This is a genomic window from Pseudomonas sp. S32, assembly GCF_016648095.1.
GTDB lineage: Bacteria > Pseudomonadota > Gammaproteobacteria > Pseudomonadales > Pseudomonadaceae > Aquipseudomonas > Aquipseudomonas parafulva.
Genome location: NZ_JACVVF010000048.1, coordinates 16,104 through 36,688 on the forward strand (window position 1 = coordinate 16,104; position 20,585 = coordinate 36,688).

Annotated in this window: 16 protein-coding genes and 2 pseudogenes; 12 read left to right on the forward strand and 6 right to left on the reverse strand. The window is 59.8% G+C overall.

Annotated elements, in window-relative coordinates; all coding sequences use genetic code 11:
* The first annotated feature begins 29 nt into the window (after positions 1–29).
* Complete coding sequence (locus IAE38_RS19960) at positions 30–893, forward strand: pentapeptide repeat-containing protein (RefSeq protein WP_201218892.1); 864 nt, start codon at positions 30–32, stop codon at positions 891–893.
* A gap of 418 nt (positions 894–1,311) precedes the next feature.
* On the opposite strand, the pseudogene IAE38_RS24395 reads toward IAE38_RS19960, so the two are convergent.
* Both IAE38_RS24395 and IAE38_RS19965 read right to left on the reverse strand, forming a co-directional pair.
* Positions 1,312–1,770 (reverse strand): annotated as a pseudogene (locus IAE38_RS24395) (hypothetical protein); the annotation flags it as partial.
* Between the two features lie 362 nt (positions 1,771–2,132).
* Entirely contained in the window at positions 2,133–3,083 is a 951-nt protein-coding gene (locus IAE38_RS19965) for a hypothetical protein (RefSeq protein WP_201218893.1), read from the reverse strand.
* A gap of 693 nt (positions 3,084–3,776) precedes the next feature.
* On the opposite strand from IAE38_RS19965, the pseudogene IAE38_RS19970 reads away from it, so the two are divergent.
* The 4 genes and pseudogenes from IAE38_RS19970 to IAE38_RS19985 all read left to right on the forward strand — a co-directional run bounded on the left by IAE38_RS19970 (position 3,777) and on the right by IAE38_RS19985 (position 5,887).
* Positions 3,777–4,098 (forward strand): annotated as a pseudogene (locus tag IAE38_RS19970) (helix-turn-helix domain-containing protein).
* A 161-nt stretch (positions 4,099–4,259) separates the two neighbouring features.
* The gene (locus IAE38_RS19975; RefSeq protein WP_201218894.1) at positions 4,260–4,706 is read left to right on the forward strand and encodes a GNAT family N-acetyltransferase; all 447 of its coding nucleotides are present in this window, start codon (positions 4,260–4,262) and stop codon (positions 4,704–4,706) included.
* A 122-nt stretch (positions 4,707–4,828) separates the two neighbouring features.
* On the forward strand, positions 4,829–5,605 hold the full coding sequence (locus IAE38_RS19980) for a class I SAM-dependent methyltransferase (RefSeq protein WP_201218895.1): 777 nt from the start codon (positions 4,829–4,831) through the stop codon (positions 5,603–5,605).
* A gap of 75 nt (positions 5,606–5,680) precedes the next feature.
* The gene (locus tag IAE38_RS19985; protein ID WP_201218897.1) at positions 5,681–5,887 is read left to right on the forward strand and encodes a DUF3079 domain-containing protein; all 207 of its coding nucleotides are present in this window, start codon (positions 5,681–5,683) and stop codon (positions 5,885–5,887) included.
* Positions 5,888–5,926: 39 nt separating this feature from the next.
* On the opposite strand, the gene IAE38_RS19990 is transcribed toward IAE38_RS19985, so the two are convergent.
* Positions 5,927–8,224 (reverse strand): TonB-dependent siderophore receptor, encoded by a 2,298-nt coding sequence (locus IAE38_RS19990; protein WP_201218899.1) that lies wholly within the window; start codon positions 8,222–8,224, stop codon positions 5,927–5,929.
* Positions 8,225–8,363: 139 nt separating this feature from the next.
* Here IAE38_RS19990 and IAE38_RS19995 point away from each other — a divergent pair, with 139 nt between their 5' ends.
* Positions 8,364–9,086, forward strand: coding sequence for a response regulator (locus IAE38_RS19995; protein ID WP_028635330.1), 723 nt, complete (start codon positions 8,364–8,366; stop codon positions 9,084–9,086).
* Between the two features lies 1 nt (position 9,087).
* On the forward strand, positions 9,088–10,455 hold the full coding sequence (locus tag IAE38_RS20000) for an ATP-binding protein (protein ID WP_201218901.1): 1,368 nt from the start codon (positions 9,088–9,090) through the stop codon (positions 10,453–10,455).
* Between the two features lie 68 nt (positions 10,456–10,523).
* Here the strand turns inward: IAE38_RS20000 and IAE38_RS20005 are convergent, their stop codons facing one another.
* On the reverse strand, positions 10,524–11,843 hold the full coding sequence (locus IAE38_RS20005) for an OprD family porin (protein WP_028635332.1): 1,320 nt from the start codon (positions 11,841–11,843) through the stop codon (positions 10,524–10,526).
* Positions 11,844–12,311: 468 nt separating this feature from the next.
* Between IAE38_RS20005 and IAE38_RS20010 the strand changes: the two genes are divergently transcribed.
* Positions 12,312–14,414 carry a TonB-dependent receptor gene (locus tag IAE38_RS20010; protein ID WP_201218903.1) on the forward strand — a complete coding sequence of 701 codons (2,103 nt, stop codon included), beginning with the start codon at positions 12,312–12,314 and terminating at the stop codon, positions 14,412–14,414.
* Between the two features lie 103 nt (positions 14,415–14,517).
* Here IAE38_RS20010 and IAE38_RS23990 read toward each other — a convergent pair whose 3' ends face one another.
* The gene (locus IAE38_RS23990) at positions 14,518–14,715 is read right to left on the reverse strand and encodes a hypothetical protein (RefSeq protein ID WP_060482809.1); all 198 of its coding nucleotides are present in this window, start codon (positions 14,713–14,715) and stop codon (positions 14,518–14,520) included.
* 145 nt (positions 14,716–14,860) lie between these two features.
* The gene (aguA, locus tag IAE38_RS20015) at positions 14,861–15,967 is read right to left on the reverse strand and encodes an agmatine deiminase (protein ID WP_201218905.1); all 1,107 of its coding nucleotides are present in this window, start codon (positions 15,965–15,967) and stop codon (positions 14,861–14,863) included.
* A gap of 265 nt (positions 15,968–16,232) precedes the next feature.
* Here aguA and rfbC point away from each other — a divergent pair, with 265 nt between their 5' ends.
* The 4 genes from rfbC to IAE38_RS20035 are packed head-to-tail and all read left to right on the forward strand — an operon-like array spanning position 16,233 to position 20,493.
* Positions 16,233–16,778 (forward strand): dTDP-4-dehydrorhamnose 3,5-epimerase, encoded by a 546-nt coding sequence (gene rfbC, locus IAE38_RS20020; RefSeq protein WP_060482807.1) that lies wholly within the window; start codon positions 16,233–16,235, stop codon positions 16,776–16,778.
* Positions 16,779–16,820: 42 nt separating this feature from the next.
* Entirely contained in the window at positions 16,821–18,635 is a 1,815-nt protein-coding gene (locus IAE38_RS20025) for a sensor histidine kinase (protein WP_201165099.1), read from the forward strand.
* Positions 18,632–20,038 (forward strand): sigma-54-dependent transcriptional regulator, encoded by a 1,407-nt coding sequence (locus tag IAE38_RS20030; protein ID WP_201218907.1) that lies wholly within the window; start codon positions 18,632–18,634, stop codon positions 20,036–20,038. The genes IAE38_RS20025 and IAE38_RS20030 overlap by 4 nt, the downstream gene beginning before the upstream one ends.
* The gene (locus IAE38_RS20035) at positions 20,038–20,493 is read left to right on the forward strand and encodes a YiiD C-terminal domain-containing protein (protein ID WP_201165102.1); all 456 of its coding nucleotides are present in this window, start codon (positions 20,038–20,040) and stop codon (positions 20,491–20,493) included. The genes IAE38_RS20030 and IAE38_RS20035 overlap by 1 nt, the downstream gene beginning before the upstream one ends.
* The last annotated feature ends 92 nt before the right edge of the window (positions 20,494–20,585 follow it).

A 20,585-nucleotide genomic window follows, 5' to 3' on the forward strand; every position in this document is an offset into this window, starting at 1 on the left:
AGTGCTCATATACAAGTACGGGAGAAAGCATGCGTTCGCCGAGCGTATTAGACAACCCTATAAAAACAGCGCTACTAATTCTCGCCTTTGCAATAGTAGTTGTTGTTTTTATTACAGCTGACTGGGATTGGCTGAGCAGCCACATTTTACCGAACACTGTAATAGGGCTGTACAAAAAAGATTTCTGGGAAAATGTAATGGTCGAAATGCACGGCATGGTGGTAGAGCTTGCCGTCGTAGGTATACTTCTGCTTTGGTTAGATGGCCGGCGGGATAGAAAGCAACAACTATCTCAATGCCGAGAAGATTTGAAAAATTATGCGAAGCTAGATTTCCCAGAAGCGCATCTAAAAAAGATTGGCATACTAAAAACACTAATATCGGCCAACCAAATAGGACTTGACGCTCGCTACCTCCACCTTTCAGGAAGAAGCTTATCCGATGTAAACATTAAAAACTGGAATGTTATTGGATTAAAGCTCAATGATGGAAAGCTTGAGAATTCAACTTTCGAAAAAGTCGAGGCTAGATCGAGCAACTTTGTAAAATGCACTCTAAGAAATGTTGTTTTTGAGGAAGGCAGTCTTTATCGATGCAAATTTGAAGGCGCTAAGTTTAGGCAAGTATCATTTAAAAACTGTAGAATAGAGAAAGCCGAGTTTACACACTGCGACATGCCAAACACCTTGTTTGACCAAGTCAGCTTGAGCGGTGTAAAGTTTGAAGGAGCCAACTTGGCACACTGCAGTTTCAAGTCAGCATTTGACATTGATGTCGGAGAGCTTAGTAAAGCAAAAAACTTGGATCATATCGCTATAGATGACAAGCTTTTGATTGAACTACTTAAGCTAAGACCTGATATAAAATATCAAAAAAGAAGAATCCGGCCGTAAGGGAATTGAACCCTATCACCTCTTGTCAAGGTTGACCCACATCCAGCCACAGAAGGGAGAATGTACCCAATGGTTTCTCACAAATCAACCCCTAAAAGCTAGAGGCAGACCAAAAAACATCTTGACGAAGAGAGCTGCTTCGCTGTAAGCAGCTAGGTCAGCACCGCTCAGTTAGTGCCATCTTCTGCAATGCCTTACCGCCAAACCACGCTGCCGCGCTTACAAGCTGTTTGACGGCGGCAGCATGCACCCCTTTGTGAAACCCAACGGCGTAAAGACCTGGCGGCAAAACGCCAGGAAGAACGAGCGTACATTGAGCTTGTAAGGGGGTTAACTGGCCCACGTCTTGGCGCTCACTGATCACAATAGAAATAGCTCAATGTACAGACTCGTATAGAGGTTGAGTGATTACGGTTTATTATAAAGTGGCTACGTGTTCGATAACACTATCAGGAATTGTAAAATGACTTACGATTCGGTTCAGTGTATCCCATGCGAACAGTTGAGCGTGAATTTGTAGAATATTTGTATTTTGCGGTGAAGCGGCGCTATTGTAATCATTCACCAGATATGAACTTGGATGGACAATTTTAGAAAACAGCTTGTAGAGATTTTTATGAGTTTCTGAAACTCCTAACAATTTGGCTATCTCGCCCGCGGACGCGGGCGATTTGATCGCTTGCAAGCTGTGTTTCTTGCGTACGTCACTCAACCTTTGTATCTCGTTGCGTAAGATGACCCTCTGAGCTGACATCTCAGAAGTCGTTTGTATACCTAAAATACCTTCAATGACCTGTATTTTGTCCGTTATGATTTCCGAGTACCAAGTCTGAATATTTTTCGGATCACTACAAATTCGACGTACCTGTAGATTAAGTTCGTATAGACTTGCGCGTTGCGAGCGCTAGTATTGAAATATGCTGATTTATAGAGGTAGCCAACACGTCTAGATATCGAGTGCGGCATTTCAAAAGATTATACATGGCCAAACTGTCATTCGTACGCGGTATGTTTTTTGCGATCCATGCTTCCGCATTAGTAAATTTTACTCGCATTTCTTTTATGGCGTTGGTTAAATCATTCTGAGATCCATTAACCACGTAGTCGTTCAAAGATTTGTCGTTGCTCATTTTCTTACTCAGCTAGTGATTGTGGAATGGATCGACTTCATTTCAAATGCCGAGCCTAGACCTCTTAGCACTTGTCGCCCTAAGACGGCCTTGATTAGGAATGCATTCGTTACTTTAATCGAGCCCGACGCTTCGCAGCAGACTTTCTCATCGACTCTCTTTTTGCGACCAACTGGCGAGGCTCAGGTATCTGCCACCCTCCAGGTACGAGTGCGCGTAAATCGTATCCCATCATGAATAGCCCTGCCTCAAAACAATGGCATCGCTGATTCATTTCTGAAACGTGGGAAAAAAGGTTCGGCGATTTATCAAGCACGTCTCGCATAATCCAGCCTAGCTGAACCTGTCGCCGAGCCCACTCCGCAGGCCTCTGGCGGTTTAACATTGGAGTACCTGTGAATCCGATCCCAAGTAGACGCGGGTCCCGAATTTGACAGCCCTGACCTGTATCCATAGCAAACCTTTTGTAGTCTGCTCTAGGCAGAGTCGGGTCCGCTAGGGTTTCCCGATATAGATGGTAAAGGGCGGCGATTGCTGCGCCTACACGACCGTCATAGATAGGAGAACCGGTGGTATCGAACAGCGCGTGGATTTTGGTTAACCCTGAGTTATAGGCTAGGACTTTCTCTTCAGTAATGTCGGAAAGCCGATTGGACGTGTCGAGTGCGAGTAGTGGTTCGACGCGTAACAGGTAAGCGGTTAGGTCTTTCTTAGATTTGCGCGTCTCAAGGAAACTAATGCTACATGCATTGTCGACGCCTCCCCATTTTAGGATGTTCCGGCACACCTTATAAGTTTCGGCCTCATTGCTAGCTAGTGCAGAAAGGCGTATTGCTTCCCTAAATCCTTTGATTTTTGCGCTCACCGTTTCCCAATCGCCTGCCCATTGATAGCAAGCCTGGGCGCCTTGAATCCCTCTAACGATCCTATCCAATCCATCTGGGACGTAATTTTTGCTTTTAGAAAATTTTAGGTGTATCGGCATCGTAGGTAGGTTTGCTACCAACCAAGTCACAAAACCCCTGATGTCGTCCTGTTGAAGATAGGTTGTGCGGTCCATGTTGACTTTCCAGCTCATGAAAGATGGCACTTTGCCTTGGCGGCTCGGTTGAGTCAAAACATATCAGCTTCATTAGCAATTCAACTGAGGATCCGCTGGATTGCGGATACACCGGTATTTTCTGTCGAGAGGACCGTTATAGTGAGCTAGGGCAAGTGCCTGCTATCGTTTTGTCGACTGATGTTGAACGTTTCCAGCAATTGAGACGGGCTATTTGGGGATCGGTTCAGAACCATCTCATCTTCGAACTGGATCTGCAGTTATCCAGAAACCGCTCTTGGCCGATTTCTGCCTATCGCGAGCAGCAGCCAGGAGTCGATTGAACGATCGATATATTTATTTGCTACGACTGTGGCTTATGACTAGTCAAGTGAAATATCCGATGTTATGTACTCATAACTCTCATCGTGAATGGCGAACAATAACTCCCCAATTCGATTCCATAAAACGCCATAATCAGCTGATTCATTTATAGCGACCCTTTGAGGTACGCCCAAAATCCATTAAATTCCAGCCCCGCGAACTCCCTACCCTTGCAGCAAGAAACCGTTCGTCTGGTGCCACCATACGCAGGATCAAAAAAGGCTCACCGAAAGATGGGCCTTTTTTGTTCGTGTCCCAGACGCCTTGAACCCAAAGCGATCTGCGTCCGGTTTTATTGCAAATCTCAGATAGTCCTTCCGAGGTGAAGCAATGGCCCTTCAATTCTACGAGAGCCCCTCCACACCACCTACGATGAGGACACAGCCAGCAAGATGGCTTTGAAGATGGACCTATCCATTTTCATAACTCGCTGCATAAAGCAGATGGGCCTCAAACAGCACGAGGCTGCTGCCCGGCTCAACGTGACCCAATCCCGGGTATCCGAGCTGGCAAATGGCAAGATCGGAAATTCACGCTGGACGCCATGATAGATATGCTCGACAAGCTCGGCTTCCGCACCAGCCTTGTCTTGCCCTCGAACGATGCTGGCGCCCTACCGCAGATTGTTATCTCGCAAATACGCGGTAGCTAGACCCTGTAACCCAAGTTTCTATTGCCACCAGATCCAGTATCCGCTCCCATGCCATGGTGTTCCACCAGCTATGATCGGACAGCTCACAACCAACGCGGACACCAAGCCCCCTTGGGCAACACTGCCATAAAGTCCGCTCACCAAATCAACGGCTGACACCCATGAACCTTAACCTGAGACACGCATCTGTCACCGACCTGCCAGCAATCTACCTGGGCGAACAAGACTATATCCGCACCTGGGAGCCCGCCCACGAAGCAGCCTGGCGAGCAGATTTCAGCCGTCATCTGACCCGCTGGGTAACTCATTTCGACAAGTTCACTGTCGCAACCATAAGCACAGATTTCGCGGGGTATTCGCTGTGGATGCCGGACGGTGACTGTGCAGAGTTGTGCACCATTAACGTATTGGAAACCCATAGGCGCAACGGTGTGGGCTCTGCGCTGTTAGATGCCTACATCTCAACCGCAAGATCACTGCGCTTTGCGAGACTGCGATTGAGCGTAAGGCCCGATAATCCCGCACGATTCATGTATTCGAGAGCAGGGTTCGTGGTTACTGGAATCGGGCCGCAGGGTTATGAGGTGTTTGAGCGAGCAATCGATTGACCCACACAGGTTGTATGTTCACCGAAGTGATCTAGCGTTGCAGGGGTGTGGGGTTATTGGGGCTGCGGGGCAGCCCATCGCGACCTGCGGTCGCTCCTACGGGTGTTGGATCTGGGGGAAATATGGCCATCCATTTTCATTCTGAAGACAACCGCAACACCTACGCCAGCCGTGAAGCCGATAGCGGCTGGGCTGCGGCTATCAAGGCTATCGTCTACCCGGTAAACAAGCGGGTAGCCGACATTGGCTGCGGAGGCGGGATCTATTCGGTTGCCTGGCACCGCTTAGGCGCCGAGCACGTCACCGGTGTGGATTTCTCGGCACAGATGCTGGAGGCAGCACGCAGTAATACAGAAGGCCTGGAGGGAGTCGCGTTCCAGGCCGGCGAAGCGACGGCAACCGGCCTGCCAGACGCCTGCGTAGATATCGTTTTCGAACGGGCACTCATTCACCACCTGCCCACCTATGACGCCTGCTTCGCCGAGGCCTTCAGGGTTCTGCGAGACAACGGCCACGTATTGATTCAAGACCGTACCCCTGAAGATGTAACGCTCGCCGGCTCACCTGAGCATATTCGCGGCTACTTCTTCGAACGCTTCCCTCGTTTACTGGAAGTCGAACTGGCTCGCCGGCCGAGGCACGACGAGGTGGTGCAGGCCCTGACCGCAGCGGGCTTTACCCATATCCGTTCGATGCAACTCTGGGAAACACGCAAAACATACACCCACATCGAGGCCCTGCAACAGGACCTGGCACAGCGCACCGGGCGCTCCATTTTGCATGAGTTGAACGACGCGGAGCTGGCAGACCTGATCGGGTTTATCAGCACGCAAGTGGGTGATGCCTTGCCGATAGAAGAGCAAGACAGGTGGACGCTCTGGTACGCCACCAAAGCCTGAGTTTGATCCCGGTCAACGCGTAGGCGACGGGCAGGCATAGGCTGAGGTCTGGCAACCTGACCCAGGACCCTCACCATGGCCAAGAAATTTCCCAAGAACCCAAGCCACCCCGAGCGTATCTGCTGGGGGTGTGATGTGTACTGCCCGGCCAAGGCGCTCGCCTGCGGCAATGGCGCAGACCGGACCATGCACCCGGTGGAGCTGTTCGGGGAGGACTGGGACAGTTGGGACGCGGTGGAGGGGGAAGAAAATGAGGCTGCCGGGCAGCCGATTCGCGGATGAACCCGCTCCCACAGGGGTTATGGGAGCGGGCTGCCGGGGTTAGAAGTTGGTGCTAACGGTCAGTGACAGGCTGCGTGGGTCGCCATAAATGGCACCGGCGTAGAACCCGTAGCGGGTGTAGTAATGCTTGTCGAACAGGTTGTTCGCGTTCAGCGTGACGCTGGTGTCATCGGTAACCTGGTACTTGGCCATGGCATTCCAGATAGCGTAGCCCGACCAGTTCACGTCGGTAGCGCCGGTGCTTACGCCGTTGGCGGGCTGGCCTGCCGGGGTGGAGATGGCGCGGATGTTGGTTTGAGCGGTCACGCCGGCGCCTACGGTCAGGCGGTCGAGCGGGCCGCTGAGGTGGTAGGTGGTGGAGGCCTTGAACAGGTGCGACGGGTCGCTGCGGCCGTCGCTGTCCACGCGGCGGAAGTGCAGGTAGGTGTAGCCGGCATACACGTTCCAGGCCGGGGTGAGCGCGCCGGCGATTTCCAGGTCGATGCCGTCGGTTTCCTGGCCAGAGCCGGCCTTGTAGGCGTCGTTGCCGGTTGGCGTGGACACGCCGCCATCGAGCACGGCCTTGTTTTCCTGCTTGTTGCGGAAGTACGCCGCCGAGGCGTTCAGGCGGCCGTCGAACCACTCACCCTTGATACCCGTCTCGTAGCTTTGCCCACGGATCGGCTCCACCTTGGCGCCGCTGCTGGTTTCCTGGGTTTGCGGGGTGAAAACGTCGGTGTAGCTGGCGTACAGCGAGTAGTTTTCGTTCAGGTCGTACACCGCCCCAAGGTAGGGGGTGACGATGCCGCTTTCTTCCTGGCTGGTGCGGGCGCCGTTGACGCTGCGGGTAATGGCCGAATAGTCGGTGGTGCGCACCCCGGCGATGACCGACAGCGGGTCGGTGATGCTCAGGCGGGTGGCGGCGTACAGCCCCTGCAGGCGGGTGGTGGTTTTGGTGTGGCGGCCGGTTTGCGAGGCGAGCATGTCGTAGTCGGCGTTCACGCCGTTACGCCAGTCGCTGATCGGCAGGCCGTTGTTGGCGCGGAACAGGCAGCCGACCACCGGGGCGCCGATCCGGCCGTTGCCGACCATGTTGCAGCTGTACTCGGGCGACCAGGCCACGGTGCGGCTGTCGTTGTAGCCCACCATGGCTTGGTGGGTGCGGCCGAACAGCTGGAACGGGCCAGAGAGGTCGATCTGCGCCGACTGCTGGGTGGTATCGCTGGAGCTGTGCAGGCCGTTCAGCACTGCGCCGCTGCCGTCCTGGTCCCAGTAGCCGCCAAAGCTGCCGCGCCCAGCGGAGTTCACCTTGCCCAGGCCGCGGTGGTTAAGGGCATCTGTGGTGCTCTGGGCCACTTTCAGGTCCAGCGCCCAGTCGTTGTCGAAGCGGTGTGCCAGCGAGCCGAACGCGGTGCGGGTGGTGTATTCGCCAAAGCTCCAGCTGGGTACCAGGTTGTTGCTGCGCGGCAGGTCGGTTTTGCTGCCGTCGCGGTACCAGATAGGGATGTTCGCGCCCCAGCCGCCACCCACCACCTTGTTGTACTCGTACTGGTAGCCGGCACCCAATGTGGTGGCGTCGTCCAGGTCGAACTCGAAATTGGCCAGGGCGGCGCGGGAGCGCTCGGACTGGTTGTCGCGGAACGAGTTGGCGTCCTGCTGAGTCATCACAAAGCGTGAACGCAGGCGGCCGTCCTCCGACAGCGGCAGGTTCAGGTCGGCGCCCAGGCGGCGTTTGTCCCAGCTGCCGTAGGTGGCGTAGGCGCTGCCGCCAAAGGTTTTGGTGGGGGCCTTGCGGATCAGGTTGACGGTGGCCGAGGGGTCGCCGGTGCCGCCCAGCAGGCCGTTGGCGCCGCGCACGATGTCGATGCGCTCGTACAGGTCCATGTTCAGGGCGTTGCCGCTGCCGCTGAAGTCGGACGCGCCGGGCGTTTGCAGGCCGTCGATTTTCCAGTTGGTGATGGCGTAGCCACGGGCGCGGTATTCGGTGCGGCCACCCACTTCAAGCTTGCTGGCGGTAACACCGGGCGTGGTTTCCAGCGCCTGCTCGATGCTGTGGATGGCGCGGTCATCCATTTGCTGGCGGGTGATGGTGGTAACCGACTGCGGGGTCTGCCGCGGGGTCAAGTCCAGGCCGGTGGAGCTGCGGGTGCTCTCGACGGTGTAACCCAGCTGGCCCGCTTCATCGCCGGGCAGCATGGCGCTGTCTTCGATGTTGGTGGCGTCCAGCACCAGTGGGGCACTGTCGGCGGCCATGGCGCTGCCACTGATGGCCAGGGCGACCAGCAGTGCGACAGGGGTAATGCGGGTGCCGCCGCAGGTGAACGAGGTGAAGGTTTTCGGTGTGCTCAAGGGATTCATTTGGGAAGGCTTCGTATTTGCAGATGATTTTTTGTTAGGATTCTAGGGATCGGCCCTCCGGGCTCTACACCCGACATGTATGGGGTTGTAATTGAACGTAATGAGCGCCGCTGGCCCTCACCTGAAAGGTGTCCTGCACATGAGCACAACCCTGCTGGTTGTCGACGATGACGACGAGATTCGCGAACTTCTCTGCGACTACCTCAAGGACGCTGGCTACACCGTACTGGCCGCCGCCGATGGCAAGCAGATGCGCGAACAGCTGGCCCGCCAGCCGGTGGCACTGGTGGTGCTGGACCTGATGCTGCCCGGCGAAGACGGTTTAAGCCTGTGCCGCCAGTTGCAGGCCACCCCGGGGCTGGCAGTGATCATGCTGTCGGCCAAGGGCAGCGCGCTGGACCGCATCATCGGCCTGGAGGTAGGTGCCGACGATTACCTGGCCAAACCCTTCGAACCCCGTGAACTGATCGCCCGCATCAAGGCGGTGCTGCGCAGGCCGCATCGGTTGCACACCGCCGTGCAGGAACCCGCCCAGGTGGAGGCCCATGCCTTTGCGGGCTTCCGCCTGGAGCACGTGAAACGCCTGCTCACCCGCCCCGATGGCGAAACCCTCACCCTGCCCCGCTCCGATTACCGCGTGCTGCGTGAGTTGCTGGAAGCCAACAACCGTGTGGTATCGCGCGACCAGCTCACCCGCAGTGCCTTCAGCCGCGACCACCTGCCCGACGACCGCTCGGTGGACATGTGCGTCAGCCGCCTGCGCCAGCACCTGCGCCACGCACCGGGCGGCGTTGCGCAGATACTCACCATCCGCAACGAGGGCTACCTGCTGAGCATTGCCAGCCCCCAGGCCGACGCCTGAGATGCGCTGGGCCCGTCGGCTGTGGCCGCGCACGCTGTTCGGCCAGCTGCTGCTGATCATGGTGGGCGGCACGCTGGCCATTCAGTTGATGTCCAGCAGCATCTGGTTCGACGTGCGCTTCGCCCAGGTGCTAGAAGCCCCGGTGCGCCTGATCGCCGCCCGCAGCGCCCCCTTGATCGCCCAGGCGCAGTGCCATGCCGGTGCCGTGAAGGTGCCCGCCCACTATCAACTGCGTTGCGCAGAACAGCTGCCGCCGCTGGAAGCGGACGAACGACGCGGGCGCAAGCGCGTGGAGCTGCTGCTGCACCAGGCCCTGAAATACGAGCTGGGGCGCGAGCCGAACGTGCGCTTGATGAAGGTGCAACTGACCGACGAACTCGGGCGCCCCATCGTCTGGCGCAGCCTGTTCGGGCTGCGTACCGCCCAGGCGCATATCCAGTTTGCAGTGCCGCTGGCCGATGGGCACTGGCTGACCATCGACGGCCAGGAACTGCAGGGCTGGAGCGGCGAGTCGGCCTGGTTGCTGATCAGCGACTATTTGCTGCGGGTGTATGCGCTGCGCATCGTCGCCGTGCTGCTGGTGTGCCTGATTGCCGTACGCCTGTGCCTGCGCCCGCTGCGCCGCCTGGCCGATGCGGCGCGGGGGCTGGGTGGCAACCTGGAGCAACCACCGCTGGCACTGGACGGGCCCGAAGAAGTGCGCCAGGCGGCGCAGGCCTTCAACGCCATGCAGCAGCGCCTGATCGCCATGGTCAACGACAAGGCGTACTTTCTGGCCGCCGTGTCCCACGACCTGCGCACCCCGCTGACGCGCATGCGCCTGCGCCTGGAGCGCATGCCCGACGACGAACACCGCCAGCGGCTGCGGCAGAACATCGCCCAGATGGACGACATGATCGGCCAGGTACTGGACTACCTGCGGGCGGGTGAACAGCTGAACCTGCAACACGTGGACATCGACCGGCTGGTTGCACGCCAGTGCGCAGAGCTGGCCACCGTTGAGGAGCCACTCCCGGTGCACGGCCAGGTAGGCAGTGTGAAGGTGGATGCCTTGCTGCTGCAGCGTTGCCTGCAGAACCTGCTGGTGAATGCACTGCGTTACGCCAATGGCGTAAGCGTCACGCTGGAGCGTATGGGATCACAGGTGGTGATTCACGTGGATGACCGGGGGCCGGGTATTGCACCTGAACTGCTGGCGACCATCACCGAGCCGTTCGTGCGGGGTGAAGGCTCACGCAACCAAGGGTCTGGCGGGTACGGGTTGGGGATGAGCATTGCCCAGCGCATTGCGAACAGCCATGGGGGCGAGCTGACGGTGGTAAACCGCGAGGGGGGCGGGCTGCGGGTGAGTATCGGGTTGCCGGCCTGACGGCGGGCAACCATGGCTGCGGAAGGCGCCCCCAATGGTATGGGGGTAGCCTTTGGTTCAGCAGCGGATCAGAAGATGCTGATCGGGTACTCGACGAACACGCGCACTTCATTGCCGTCGTCGTTGTAACCGTTCTGGCGCACGGCGTCGTTGGTACGCACGAACGAGCTGCGCAGCTTGATCGACAGGTCCTTGGCCGGGCCTTCCTGCACCACGTAACGGACCTGGTTGAAGATCTCGCGCTCCTTGCCCTCGCCGTAGCCCTGCGGGTTGGCGACGGTGCGGGTGTTGATGTTGTCACCCACCACGTAGGCCAGCTTGTAGGTCAGGCCCGGGATGCCGTAGGCGCTGAAGTCCAGGCCGTAGCCCAGCTGCCACGAACGCTCGTCTTCGGCGTTGAAGTCCGACCAGTAGGAGTTGGCCAGGAAGATGGTGGAACCACCGTCACCCACGCCGCCCTTGTTCTGGTACCAGCCGTAGTTGTAGCCGGTGCTGCCAGTGCTGCGCTGGTGGGCGATGGTGAACGAGTGGGCGCCATAGGCGTAGGTGGCGGCCAGGCTCCAGATGGTGTTGGAGTCGCCGTTAAGGCCGGCTGCCTGCACGTACTTGTTGTCGATGTTCGACTTGTAGCCGTTGAAGTCCAGGGTCAGGGACTGGTCATTGGCGATGGCATGAACGTAGTTCAGGCCCAGGTAGTGCTTCTTCATCACGTCTTCGTTGTCGGCGGTGTACAGCGACGCGGTGAAGTTGTCGGTGAACTTGTAGCTGCCGCCGAACACGTTGATCGACTTCAGGCCGCCGCCGTCACGGCGCTCGGCGCTCTTGCGGGCTTCCTGGGTGAAGCGACCGGCGTTCAGCTCCAGGCCTTCGATTTCCTTGGAAGTGATCAAGGTGCCGGTGAAGCTTTCTGGCAGCAGGCGCGCGTCGTCGTATTGCAGCACGGGCAGGGCTGGCATCTGGTCACCGTACTTGAGCACGGTGTTGGAGATGCGGAACTTAACGGCGGCACCGGCGCGGGTCAGGTTGTGCGGCGAGCTGGCGTTGCCATCGGCGTTGGTGGTGTCGTGCGGCTTGAAGAAGTCCACGCCACCGCCACCGTTGTGGCCTTTGCCGCCATCCAGGCGCAAGGCGTATAGGCCAAATGCGTCCACGCCGACACCCACGGTGCCCTGGGTGAAGCCGGAGGAGAAGTTACCGATGAAAGCCTGGCCCCATTCGATCTGGTCGTCGGTGCCGTGCTTCTTGTCACGGTTGATGTAGGCGTTGCGCAGAAGGACGTTGGCGTGGCTGTCCTCGATGAAGCCCTTGCTGGCGGCCTGGTCATTGGCCTGTGCCTGGGTCGCGGCGATCATCGCCAGGGCGACCAGGCTGATCCTGGTATTCAACATGTTGTTTTCCTTATTTCTAGATCAAGAACGCTCTGCAATATGGCGCCAGGAACCAACGCCCCTTCGTAGGTTCGACGCTATGCGGGTCCAGCCTGGGAGCCATGCCGGTAAGTACACGGCGGCTTGAGGCAACAGCACGGCCAATGGGATTGGCCAGCAGGCGTTGGCCGAATCCTAGCGGTGGGTGAGCGCGAATGTCAAAAAAACGTGAAATGCAGGTCGATATAACCAAAAAGCAGGTGTGGAACGAGGCATTTTTCTACGCGTTTGGGCTATAGGCAGTGATTCCATCTCAAGCGGGATTATCCAACCTGACCATTAGGACAATTCTCCGTGAGCCCGTGAGACGGATGAATTAGTTACAAAGCGATACATATGTAACGGTAACTCTTTACAAATAGCCAGGCAATAGTAAATGGTAGGCATTACCATTCGCACCTCCATTAATGCCTGGTCTGGATACGCTCCATGCTTGCCCCCAAACGTCTATCTCCCCTCTCGCTTTCCCTTTCGTTGCTGTTCACTGCAGGCTTTGCCAGCGCTGCGACCACCACCCTGCCTGAACTGTCGGTGACCGCCGACAGCGAGCGCGAAAAAGACAACCCCCGCGTGAAGGAAGTGAGCACGGCTACCCGTACCGCTACGCCCGTGCGCTATGTGCCCCAGGCGATCGATACGGTGAAGGCGGCGCAGGTGCTGGATTACGGCAGCAATACCTTGGGCAAGGCACTGGAAGGCATCCCCAACGTGAGCAGCGGCGCCGATACGCGCTTCGACAGCGTGCGCATTCGCGGTTTCGAGGCCAGCAACGACTTCTACCTCGATGGCATCCGCGATGACAGCCAGTACATCCGCGACCTGCACAATATCGAACGGGTCGAGGTGCTGAAGGGGCCGGCAGCGGTGCTGTACGGGCGCGGCAGCCAGGGCGGCATCGTCAACCGGGTGAGCAAGGCACCGGAGGCTGGCCGGCGCTCCACCGTCGAAGCGCAGGCCGGCAGCGAAGACCTGCGCAGCCTCTATGCAGACTTGAGCGCCGACCCCAGCGACACCGTGAGCCTGCGGTTGAACATGGGTAACCAGGACAACAACAGCTTCCGGGACGGCATCGATGGCAGCCGCCAGCTATTCGCGCCCTCGGTAAGCTGGCAGGTCACCCCCGACCTGAACTGGCTGGTGCAGTACGAATACAGCCGCTTCAACCGCACCCCCGACCGCGGCATCCCGGGTGTCAACGGCCGCCCGGCCGACGTAAACCGCAGCACCACCTATGGCGATACCCACCGTGACTACATTGACGACCGCGCCCAGTCGCTGCGCTCGCGCCTCAACTACCAGCTGAACGAAACCTGGCAGCTGCGCCACACCCTGGGCCTGTTCAAGCTGGACAGCGAGTTCGACAACACCTACCCCACCGCCTACAACGCCACCACGGCAACGGTGACCCGCCAGCGCTGGCAGCAGGACCTGAACACCCGCAACCTGTTCAACAACCTGGAAGCCGAGGGTGACTTCGACACGCTGGGCCTGGAGCATAAATTGCTGCTGGGCCTGGAGTTCGGCAACCAGCGCCGCGACCCTACCCTGTACACCGCCACAGCGGTGTCTGCCGGCGGCAGGCCGGTGCCGGCGCTGTCCCTGAACAACCCGGATCGCAGCCGGCAGCACAACGGCCGCATGGTGGTGTCGAGCAACAACCACACCTTGGTCGATAGCCGGGGGGTGTACCTGCAGGACCAGGTTCGCCTCAATGACCAGTGGCAGGTGTTGGCCGGTGTGCGCTTCGACCAGTTCGAAGTGGAGACCACCAACAAGGTGCGCAACCTGGCTGAGAAGCAGGACAGCCGCACCACCAGCCCGCGCCTGGGCGTGGTGTACACGCCGTGGCGCGATCACTCGTTCTATGCCTCGTGGAGCAAGACGTTTGCACCTGTGGGTGGCGGGCTGATCGGCATTACCCCAGGCGCGGCGGGCAATACCAACGATACCGGCCCGGAGCTGACCCGGCAGAAAGAGATCGGAGTAAAAAGCGACTGGTTCGATCAGCGCCTGACCACCACCCTGGCGGTGTATGAACTGGAGCTGTACAACCGCCGCACCCGCGACCCGATCAACCCGGAAATCACCCTGCTCAGCGGCCTGCAGCGTTCACGGGGCATTGAACTGACTGCCACGGGGAATGTGATCGGCAACTGGTATGTACGCGGGGGTGTCGGCCTGCAGGACGCCACCGTGGTCAAGGACAACAACGGCCTGGAAGGCAACCGCATCAATGATGTGGCCAAGCGCAACGCCAGCCTGTTCGTCACCTGGAAGCCGGAGCTGGGCTGGTACGCCGAAACCGGCCTAACGCTGGTGGGCGAGCGTTATGCAGACAACCAGAACACCACGGTATTGCCGGGGTATGGCCGCTGGGATGCATTGGCGGGGTATCGCACCCATGACTGGGACGTGCGCGCTGCGTTGAGCAACATTGCCGACAAGACCTACTACAGTTCGGCGACCAGTGCTGCGCAGATTCAGGTGGGTGACCCGCGTAGCCTGGTGGTGACAGGGAGTTACAGTTTCTGAAGGTTCCACTGTAGCTGCGCGGTTGATCCGCGAAAAACCCCACTCCATAGACCTGCATTCAGAGCATATGGAGCGGGGTAGCGCATGCCCCAAAGGCTGACGATCAGTGCCACACCGCCATCAACGCCTGCATCTCTGCATCGCTGATCAGCCCCTGAGGGTAGCGCCCGGCAAGTAGACGTCGTGGGTCGGTCGTCCTGACCCTGATGCTTCCATGGTGTTTCAACCACCTCGCCAACACCTTCAGCGCTGAGTGATCCACTGCCATTGGGCGCAAAGCCGACTCACTTGCTGCATTCATGTCTACACGTACTCCTGGCCCGTGAGCAGCTAACTTACGTAGGTATTGTTACAAACGGATAACCCAACCCAGCCGGGCTATCTGCTTGATAAACAATACAAAACGTATGCCAGCCACCGCGCCGGGCGTCGGGCGGTGCAGAACCCTAGCGGTGCAGAGGCGCAGGCTGCTGCTGCGTCAGGCAATGAATGTTGCCCCCGCCCAGCAGCAATTCACGGCCCGGGATCATCACCACTTCGTGGTCCGGGAAGATCTTCGCCAGAATGGCCTTGGCCTCGGCATCTGCCGGGTCATCGAAACTCGGTGCAATGATGCCGCCGTTGACGATCAGGAAGTTCACGTACGAGCCCGCCAGGCGCACCGAAGGGTCGCGCTCCTGGCTGCCAGCCGCCTGGTCGACGCCTGCGCACTCTTCAGCGGTGGCATACAGCGGCCCCGGGATCGGCATCTTGTGCACGATGAATTCACGGCCCTTGGCATCGCGGGTGTTTTGCAGCACCTGCAGCGCGGCATGGCAACGTGCATAGTTGGGGTCGTTGGAATCATCGGTCCAGGCCAGTAACACTTCACCCGGCCGCACGTAACAGCAGAAATTGTCGACGTGGCCATCCGTTTCGTCGTTGTACAGGCCATCCGGCAGCCACACCACGGTGTCGACAGCCAGGTTGTCGCGCAGCACCGCTTCGATCTGCTCGCGGTTCAGGTGCGGGTTGCGGTTACGGTTGAGCAGGCACTCTTCGGTGGTAATCACGGTGCCTTCACCGTCCACGTGAATAGACCCACCCTCCAGCACGAACCCTTCGGTGCGGTAGCGCTGGCAGCGCTCCATTTCAAGCACCTTGGTGGCCAGCTCTTCATCACGGTTCCACGGCGCGTACAGGCCGCCATCGAAGCCGCCCCAGGCGTTGAAGCCCCAGTCCACACCCCGCACTTCGCCCTGGTCGTTGATAACGAAGGTTGGGCCGGTATCGCGCACCCAGGCGTCATCGCTGCTCATTTCCACGATCCGGATGTTCGGCTGGTCCAGCTGGCGACGGGCGTTTTCGTACTGGCCGGCAGACACGGCAACGGTGACGGGTTCGAAGCGGGCGATGGCCTTGGCCAAGGTCACATGGGCTGCCTGAACAGGCTTGCCACCCAAACGCCAGTTGTCAGGGCGCTCTGGCCAAACCATCCATACCTGGGTTTGCGGGGCCCATTCGGCGGGCATGTGGAAACCATCGGCACGGGGCGTGGAATTGAGGGTTTTCATCGTTGACCTCTGTCAATGGCCCTGACCGAACGAGGCGGGCGTTGGGGAATTTATAACCGATATATATCTATAATTGAAGCGGGAGATAGATCATTACATCGCCTTAACGAACACTATAACCGATAAGAATCGGTAAACGTTGTACTGTCCAAGCCATCACATCTAGCACAAGGCTCCCCCTGGCATCCAGCCAAGATTGTTTCATGAGAAAAAAGCACGCACGCCAGCTAGGGTCATTACTGAACAGCAGCCAGGGCCGTCCCCGATGAACATCATTCCCACTGCAATCCCCGAGGTACTGATCATCGAGCCCAAGGTATTCGGTGACAGCCGCGGCTTTTTTTTCGAATCGTTCAACGCGCGCGAGTTTGCCCGCCACACTGGCACGAACGTCGAGTTCGTTCAGGACAACCATTCCCGCTCGGTGGCCGGGGTGCTGCGCGGCCTGCATTACCAGGTGCAGAACACCCAGGGTAAGCTGGTGCGCGTGGTGCAGGGGGAGATCCGTGACGTAGCCGTTGATGTGCGCAAGCACTCCCCTACCTTCGGCCGCTGGGTGGCCGTGCACCTTTCTGCCGAAAACCATCGCCAGCTCTGGATACCTGCAGGGTTCGCCCATGGGTTTGCGGTGATGAGCGAGTCGGTGGAGTTCCTTTACAAGACCACCGACTACTACAACCCCGGCGCCGACCGCTGCATCCGCTGGGACGACCCCACCCTGGCCATCGACTGGGGCTTGAAGCAACCACCGGTGCTTTCCGAAAAGGACAAGCTGGGGGTGTCGCTGACCGAGGCGGAACTGCTGCCTTAAGTAGCGCATAATTGCGTCAGACTTATCTGGCGCACTTACCCGATGATTGCAAAGCCCACGCCCCCTCGTCGTCCCCGCTGGCGCAGCCTGGCCCTGCTGGCCCTGTGCCTGGTGCCACTGCTGTGGCCCCTGCATCACCTGGCCGAGCGGTATTACCAGCAGGAGCTGGCATCGCAAAACCGCCAGACCCTGGACCTGTACGTGGCCAACTTGCTGGGCACCCTGCACCGCTACGAAACCCTGCCGCAGATACTCGGCGACCTGCCCGCACTGCGCGGCGTGCTGGCCGACCCGTTCCGCCTGGAGGCCGTCACCAATGCCAACCGGCTGCTGAAGAACATCGTGCAGCAGACCGGCGCCGAAGTGATGTACCTGATGGACGTGAGCGGCAACACCCTGGCGGCGTCGAACTGGGACAAGCAAGACAGCTTCGTCGGCCGCAACTTCGCCTTCCGCCCGTATTTCAACGAAGCCATGGCCGGGCACCTGGGGCGCTTCTTCGGCCAGGGCACCACCTCGGCCAAACGCGGCTACTTCTTTGCCGCCGCCGTGCGCGATGGCGAGCGCATTGTTGGGGTGCTGGTGGTGAAAGTGGACCTGGACCACACCGAAACCCTGTGGGGCCGTACCCCCGAGCAACTGCTGCTGACCGACCACAACGGCGTGGTCATTCTCACCTCGCGCCCCGACTGGCGGTTCCGTGCCACCCGGCCGCTGACCGAAGCGGAACGCCAGGCCATCATCGCCATCCAGCCCTACCCCACCCAGGCGCCACAGCCGTTGGTGATCAACCCTGACGCGTGGATCACCCAGACCCGCGACATCACGCAAACCGGCTGGCAGGTCAGCATCCTTGCCCCACGCATCCTGGTGGACCGCTCGGTGCAAACGGTTACCGCCATCGGCGCTGGCGCCCTGCTGGTAGTGATGCTGCTGACCGGCCTGGTGATGCAGCGCCGCCGCCACTACATCGACCGTATCGACATCGAGGCGCACGGGCGCCAGCAGCTGGAAAAGCGCGTAGCCGAGCGTACCGCCGACCTGGAAGGCCTCAACACGCGGCTGAAAAGTGCGGTGCTGGAGCGCGAGAATGCCCAGCAGGAGGCGGTGCGTGCGCAGGATGAACTGGTGCAGGCCGGCAAGCTGTCGGTGCTGGGCACCATGTCGGCCAGCATCAGCCACGAGTTGAACCAGCCCCTGGCGGCCATCCGCAGCTACGCCGAAAACGCCGAGATCTTGCTGGACCACCAACGCATCGAGGACGCCCGTGGCAACCTCAAGCTGATCGGCGAACTGACCGGGCGCATGGCCTCGATCATCGCCCACCTGCGCGCTTTCGCCCGGCGCGACCGGCATGCGCCGGAAAGCGTGGCCCTGCAGCCGGCGCTGGATGACGCCCTGGCCCTGCTGGCCAAGCGCCGCCGGGCCATGGCGGTGGAACTGGTCCGCGACCTGCCAGAAGCCACCCTGTGGGTGCAGGCCGGCGAAACCCGCCTGCGCCAGGTGCTCAGCAACCTGCTGGCCAATGCCCTGGATGCCCTGACCGAAAAAGCCAACCCGCGCCGGCTGTGGATAAGTGCCGAACAGCATGATGACTGCGTCTACCTGTACATTCGCGACAACGGCCCGGGGTTCAGCCGCCAGGCCCTGGAGCACGCCAAGGAGCCGTTCTTCACCACCAAGACACGCACCCAGGGCCTGGGCCTGGGCCTTGCCATCTGCGAAAGCCTGATGCGCGCCCTGGGTGGGGAACTGCTGCTGGCCAACCACCCTGAAGGCGGCGCACTGCTCACTTTGGAAATGCGTGTAGCCCCACCTGGCGCGACCTTGCCCAATTCGGAGGATTCCTCGGCATGAGCCCCGAGACACAGATCGACAGCCACGCTCAGGTCATCCTGGTCGATGATGACCCGCACCTGCGCCAGGCCCTGAGCCAGACCCTCGACCTGGCCGGGCTGAAGGTGGTGACCCTGGCCGAGGCCCAGGGCCTGGCCGAGCGTATCGAGGCCGACTGGCCGGGCGTGGTGGTCAGCGACATCCGCATGCCCGGTATCGATGGCCTGCAACTGCTTGAGCAATTGCGCGGCCTGGACAGCGAGCTGCCGGTGCTGCTGATCACCGGCCACGGTGATGTGCCGCTGGCGGTGCAGGCCATGCGCGCCGGTGCCTACGATTTTCTGGAAAAACCCTTTGCCAGCGATGCCCTGCTGGACAGCGTGCGCCGTGCCCTGGCGCTGCGCCGCCTGGTGCTGGACAACCGCAGCCTGCGCCTGGCCCTGAGCGATCGCCAGCAACTGGCCACCCGGCTGGTGGGCCAGTCCCCCTCCATGCTGCGCCTGCGCGAGCAGATCGCAGCGCTGGCCGCCACCCGCGCAGACGTACTAATCCTGGGCGAAACCGGGGCTGGCAAGGAGGTGGTAGCCCGCGCGCTGCACGACCTTTCCAGCCGCCGGGACGGCCCGTTCGTGGCCATCAACGCCGGCGCACTGGCGGAATCGGTGGTGGAGAGCGAGCTGTTTGGCCACGAGCCAGGCGCCTTCACCGGCGCGCAGAAGCGCCGCATCGGCAAGTTCGAATTCGCCAATGGCGGCACGCTGTTCCTCGACGAAATCGAGAGCATGAGCCTGGATGTGCAGGTGAAACTGCTGCGCATGCTGCAGGAACGGGTGGTAGAGCGCGTGGGCGGCAACCAGCTTATCCCGCTGGATATCCGCATTATCGCCGCCACCAAGGAAGACCTGCGCCAGGCTGCCGACCAAGGCCGCTTCCGCGCCGACCTGTATTACCGCCTGAATGTGGCACCGCTGCGCATTCCGCCACTGCGCGAGCGGGGCGACGACATTCTGCTGCTATTCCAGCACTATGCCGACGCCGCCACCCAGCGCCACGGCCTGGGCCCACACGCCCTGCAACCTGCGCAGCGCGCCTTGCTGCTACGCCATGACTGGCCAGGCAACGTGCGCGAACTGCAGAATGCCGCCGAGCGCTTTGCCCTTGGCCTGGAATTGGCCCTGGACGGCCAGGCCGCGCCTTCGGCCGCTACTGCACCCAGCGTAGTCACGGGTAACCTGAGTGAACAGGTGGAGCACTTCGAGCGCTCGCTGATCACTGCCGAGCTGGCCAAGCCCCACAGCTCGATGCGCAGCCTGGCCGAAGCCTTGGGCATCCCGCGCAAAACCCTGCACGACAAGCTGCGTAAGCATGGCCTGCATTTCGAAGGCGGCAGCGGTGGCCATGACGACCATGAGGAAACCCGTTGATGAGTAACGAGAGCCAGTACCTGCAGGCGGTGCTGCACCGCGATATTCCGCTGACGCAGGAGATGGGCCTGGAGGTGGTGGGCTGGCAGCAGCAGGTGCTGCAGCTGCAATTGCCGCTGGCGGCCAACGTCAACCACAAGAGCACCATGTTCGGTGGCAGCCTTTATTGCGCAGCGGTGTTGGCGGGTTGGGGGTGGCTGCACCTGCGTTTGCGTGAGCTGGGTATCGATGACGGGCATATCGTCATTCAGGAAGGCCAGATCAGCTACCCGCTACCGGTAACTGGCGCGGCGGTAGCGCGTTGTGTGGCACCGGATGAAAAAGCCTGGGAACGGTTTCTAGCGCTCTACCAGCGCCGCGGCAGAGCGCGCCTGACGCTGGAAACGACCGTCAGCAACGTGGGGAGTGATGAGGCCGCAGTACTTTTCAGCGGCCAGTACGTGTTGCACCGTTAGAGGCCAGGGCGTAAACATAATAACGTCCAGCCCCCCTCATACTGTGGGAGCGGGTTCACCCGCGAAGCAGGCAGCGCGGTGTATGGCACCGG

What these genes read in the sequence shown, in the direction of transcription:
- IAE38_RS20030 (WP_201218907.1), top strand. Translation starts at nt 18,632, where the DNA reads ATGAGCCCCGAGACACAGATCGACAGCCACGCTCAGGTCATCCTGGTC.
- IAE38_RS20025 (WP_201165099.1), top strand. Translation starts at nt 16,821, where the DNA reads ATGATTGCAAAGCCCACGCCCCCTCGTCGTCCCCGCTGGCGCAGCCTG.
- IAE38_RS19965 (WP_201218893.1), bottom strand. Translation starts at nt 3,083, where the DNA reads ATGGACCGCACAACCTATCTTCAACAGGACGACATCAGGGGTTTTGTG.
- IAE38_RS19975 (WP_201218894.1), top strand. Translation starts at nt 4,260, where the DNA reads ATGAACCTTAACCTGAGACACGCATCTGTCACCGACCTGCCAGCAATC.
- IAE38_RS19995 (WP_028635330.1), top strand. Translation starts at nt 8,364, where the DNA reads ATGAGCACAACCCTGCTGGTTGTCGACGATGACGACGAGATTCGCGAA.
- IAE38_RS20010 (WP_201218903.1), top strand. Translation starts at nt 12,312, where the DNA reads ATGCTTGCCCCCAAACGTCTATCTCCCCTCTCGCTTTCCCTTTCGTTG.
- IAE38_RS20005 (WP_028635332.1), bottom strand. Translation starts at nt 11,843, where the DNA reads ATGTTGAATACCAGGATCAGCCTGGTCGCCCTGGCGATGATCGCCGCG.
- IAE38_RS20000 (WP_201218901.1), top strand. Translation starts at nt 9,088, where the DNA reads ATGCGCTGGGCCCGTCGGCTGTGGCCGCGCACGCTGTTCGGCCAGCTG.
- IAE38_RS19990 (WP_201218899.1), bottom strand. Translation starts at nt 8,224, where the DNA reads ATGAATCCCTTGAGCACACCGAAAACCTTCACCTCGTTCACCTGCGGC.
- IAE38_RS20035 (WP_201165102.1), top strand. Translation starts at nt 20,038, where the DNA reads ATGAGTAACGAGAGCCAGTACCTGCAGGCGGTGCTGCACCGCGATATT.
- IAE38_RS19980 (WP_201218895.1), top strand. Translation starts at nt 4,829, where the DNA reads ATGGCCATCCATTTTCATTCTGAAGACAACCGCAACACCTACGCCAGC.
- IAE38_RS19960 (WP_201218892.1), top strand. Translation starts at nt 30, where the DNA reads ATGCGTTCGCCGAGCGTATTAGACAACCCTATAAAAACAGCGCTACTA.
- aguA (WP_201218905.1), bottom strand. Translation starts at nt 15,967, where the DNA reads ATGAAAACCCTCAATTCCACGCCCCGTGCCGATGGTTTCCACATGCCC.
- IAE38_RS19985 (WP_201218897.1), top strand. Translation starts at nt 5,681, where the DNA reads ATGGCCAAGAAATTTCCCAAGAACCCAAGCCACCCCGAGCGTATCTGC.
- rfbC (WP_060482807.1), top strand. Translation starts at nt 16,233, where the DNA reads ATGAACATCATTCCCACTGCAATCCCCGAGGTACTGATCATCGAGCCC.
- IAE38_RS23990 (WP_060482809.1), bottom strand. Translation starts at nt 14,715, where the DNA reads ATGAATGCAGCAAGTGAGTCGGCTTTGCGCCCAATGGCAGTGGATCAC.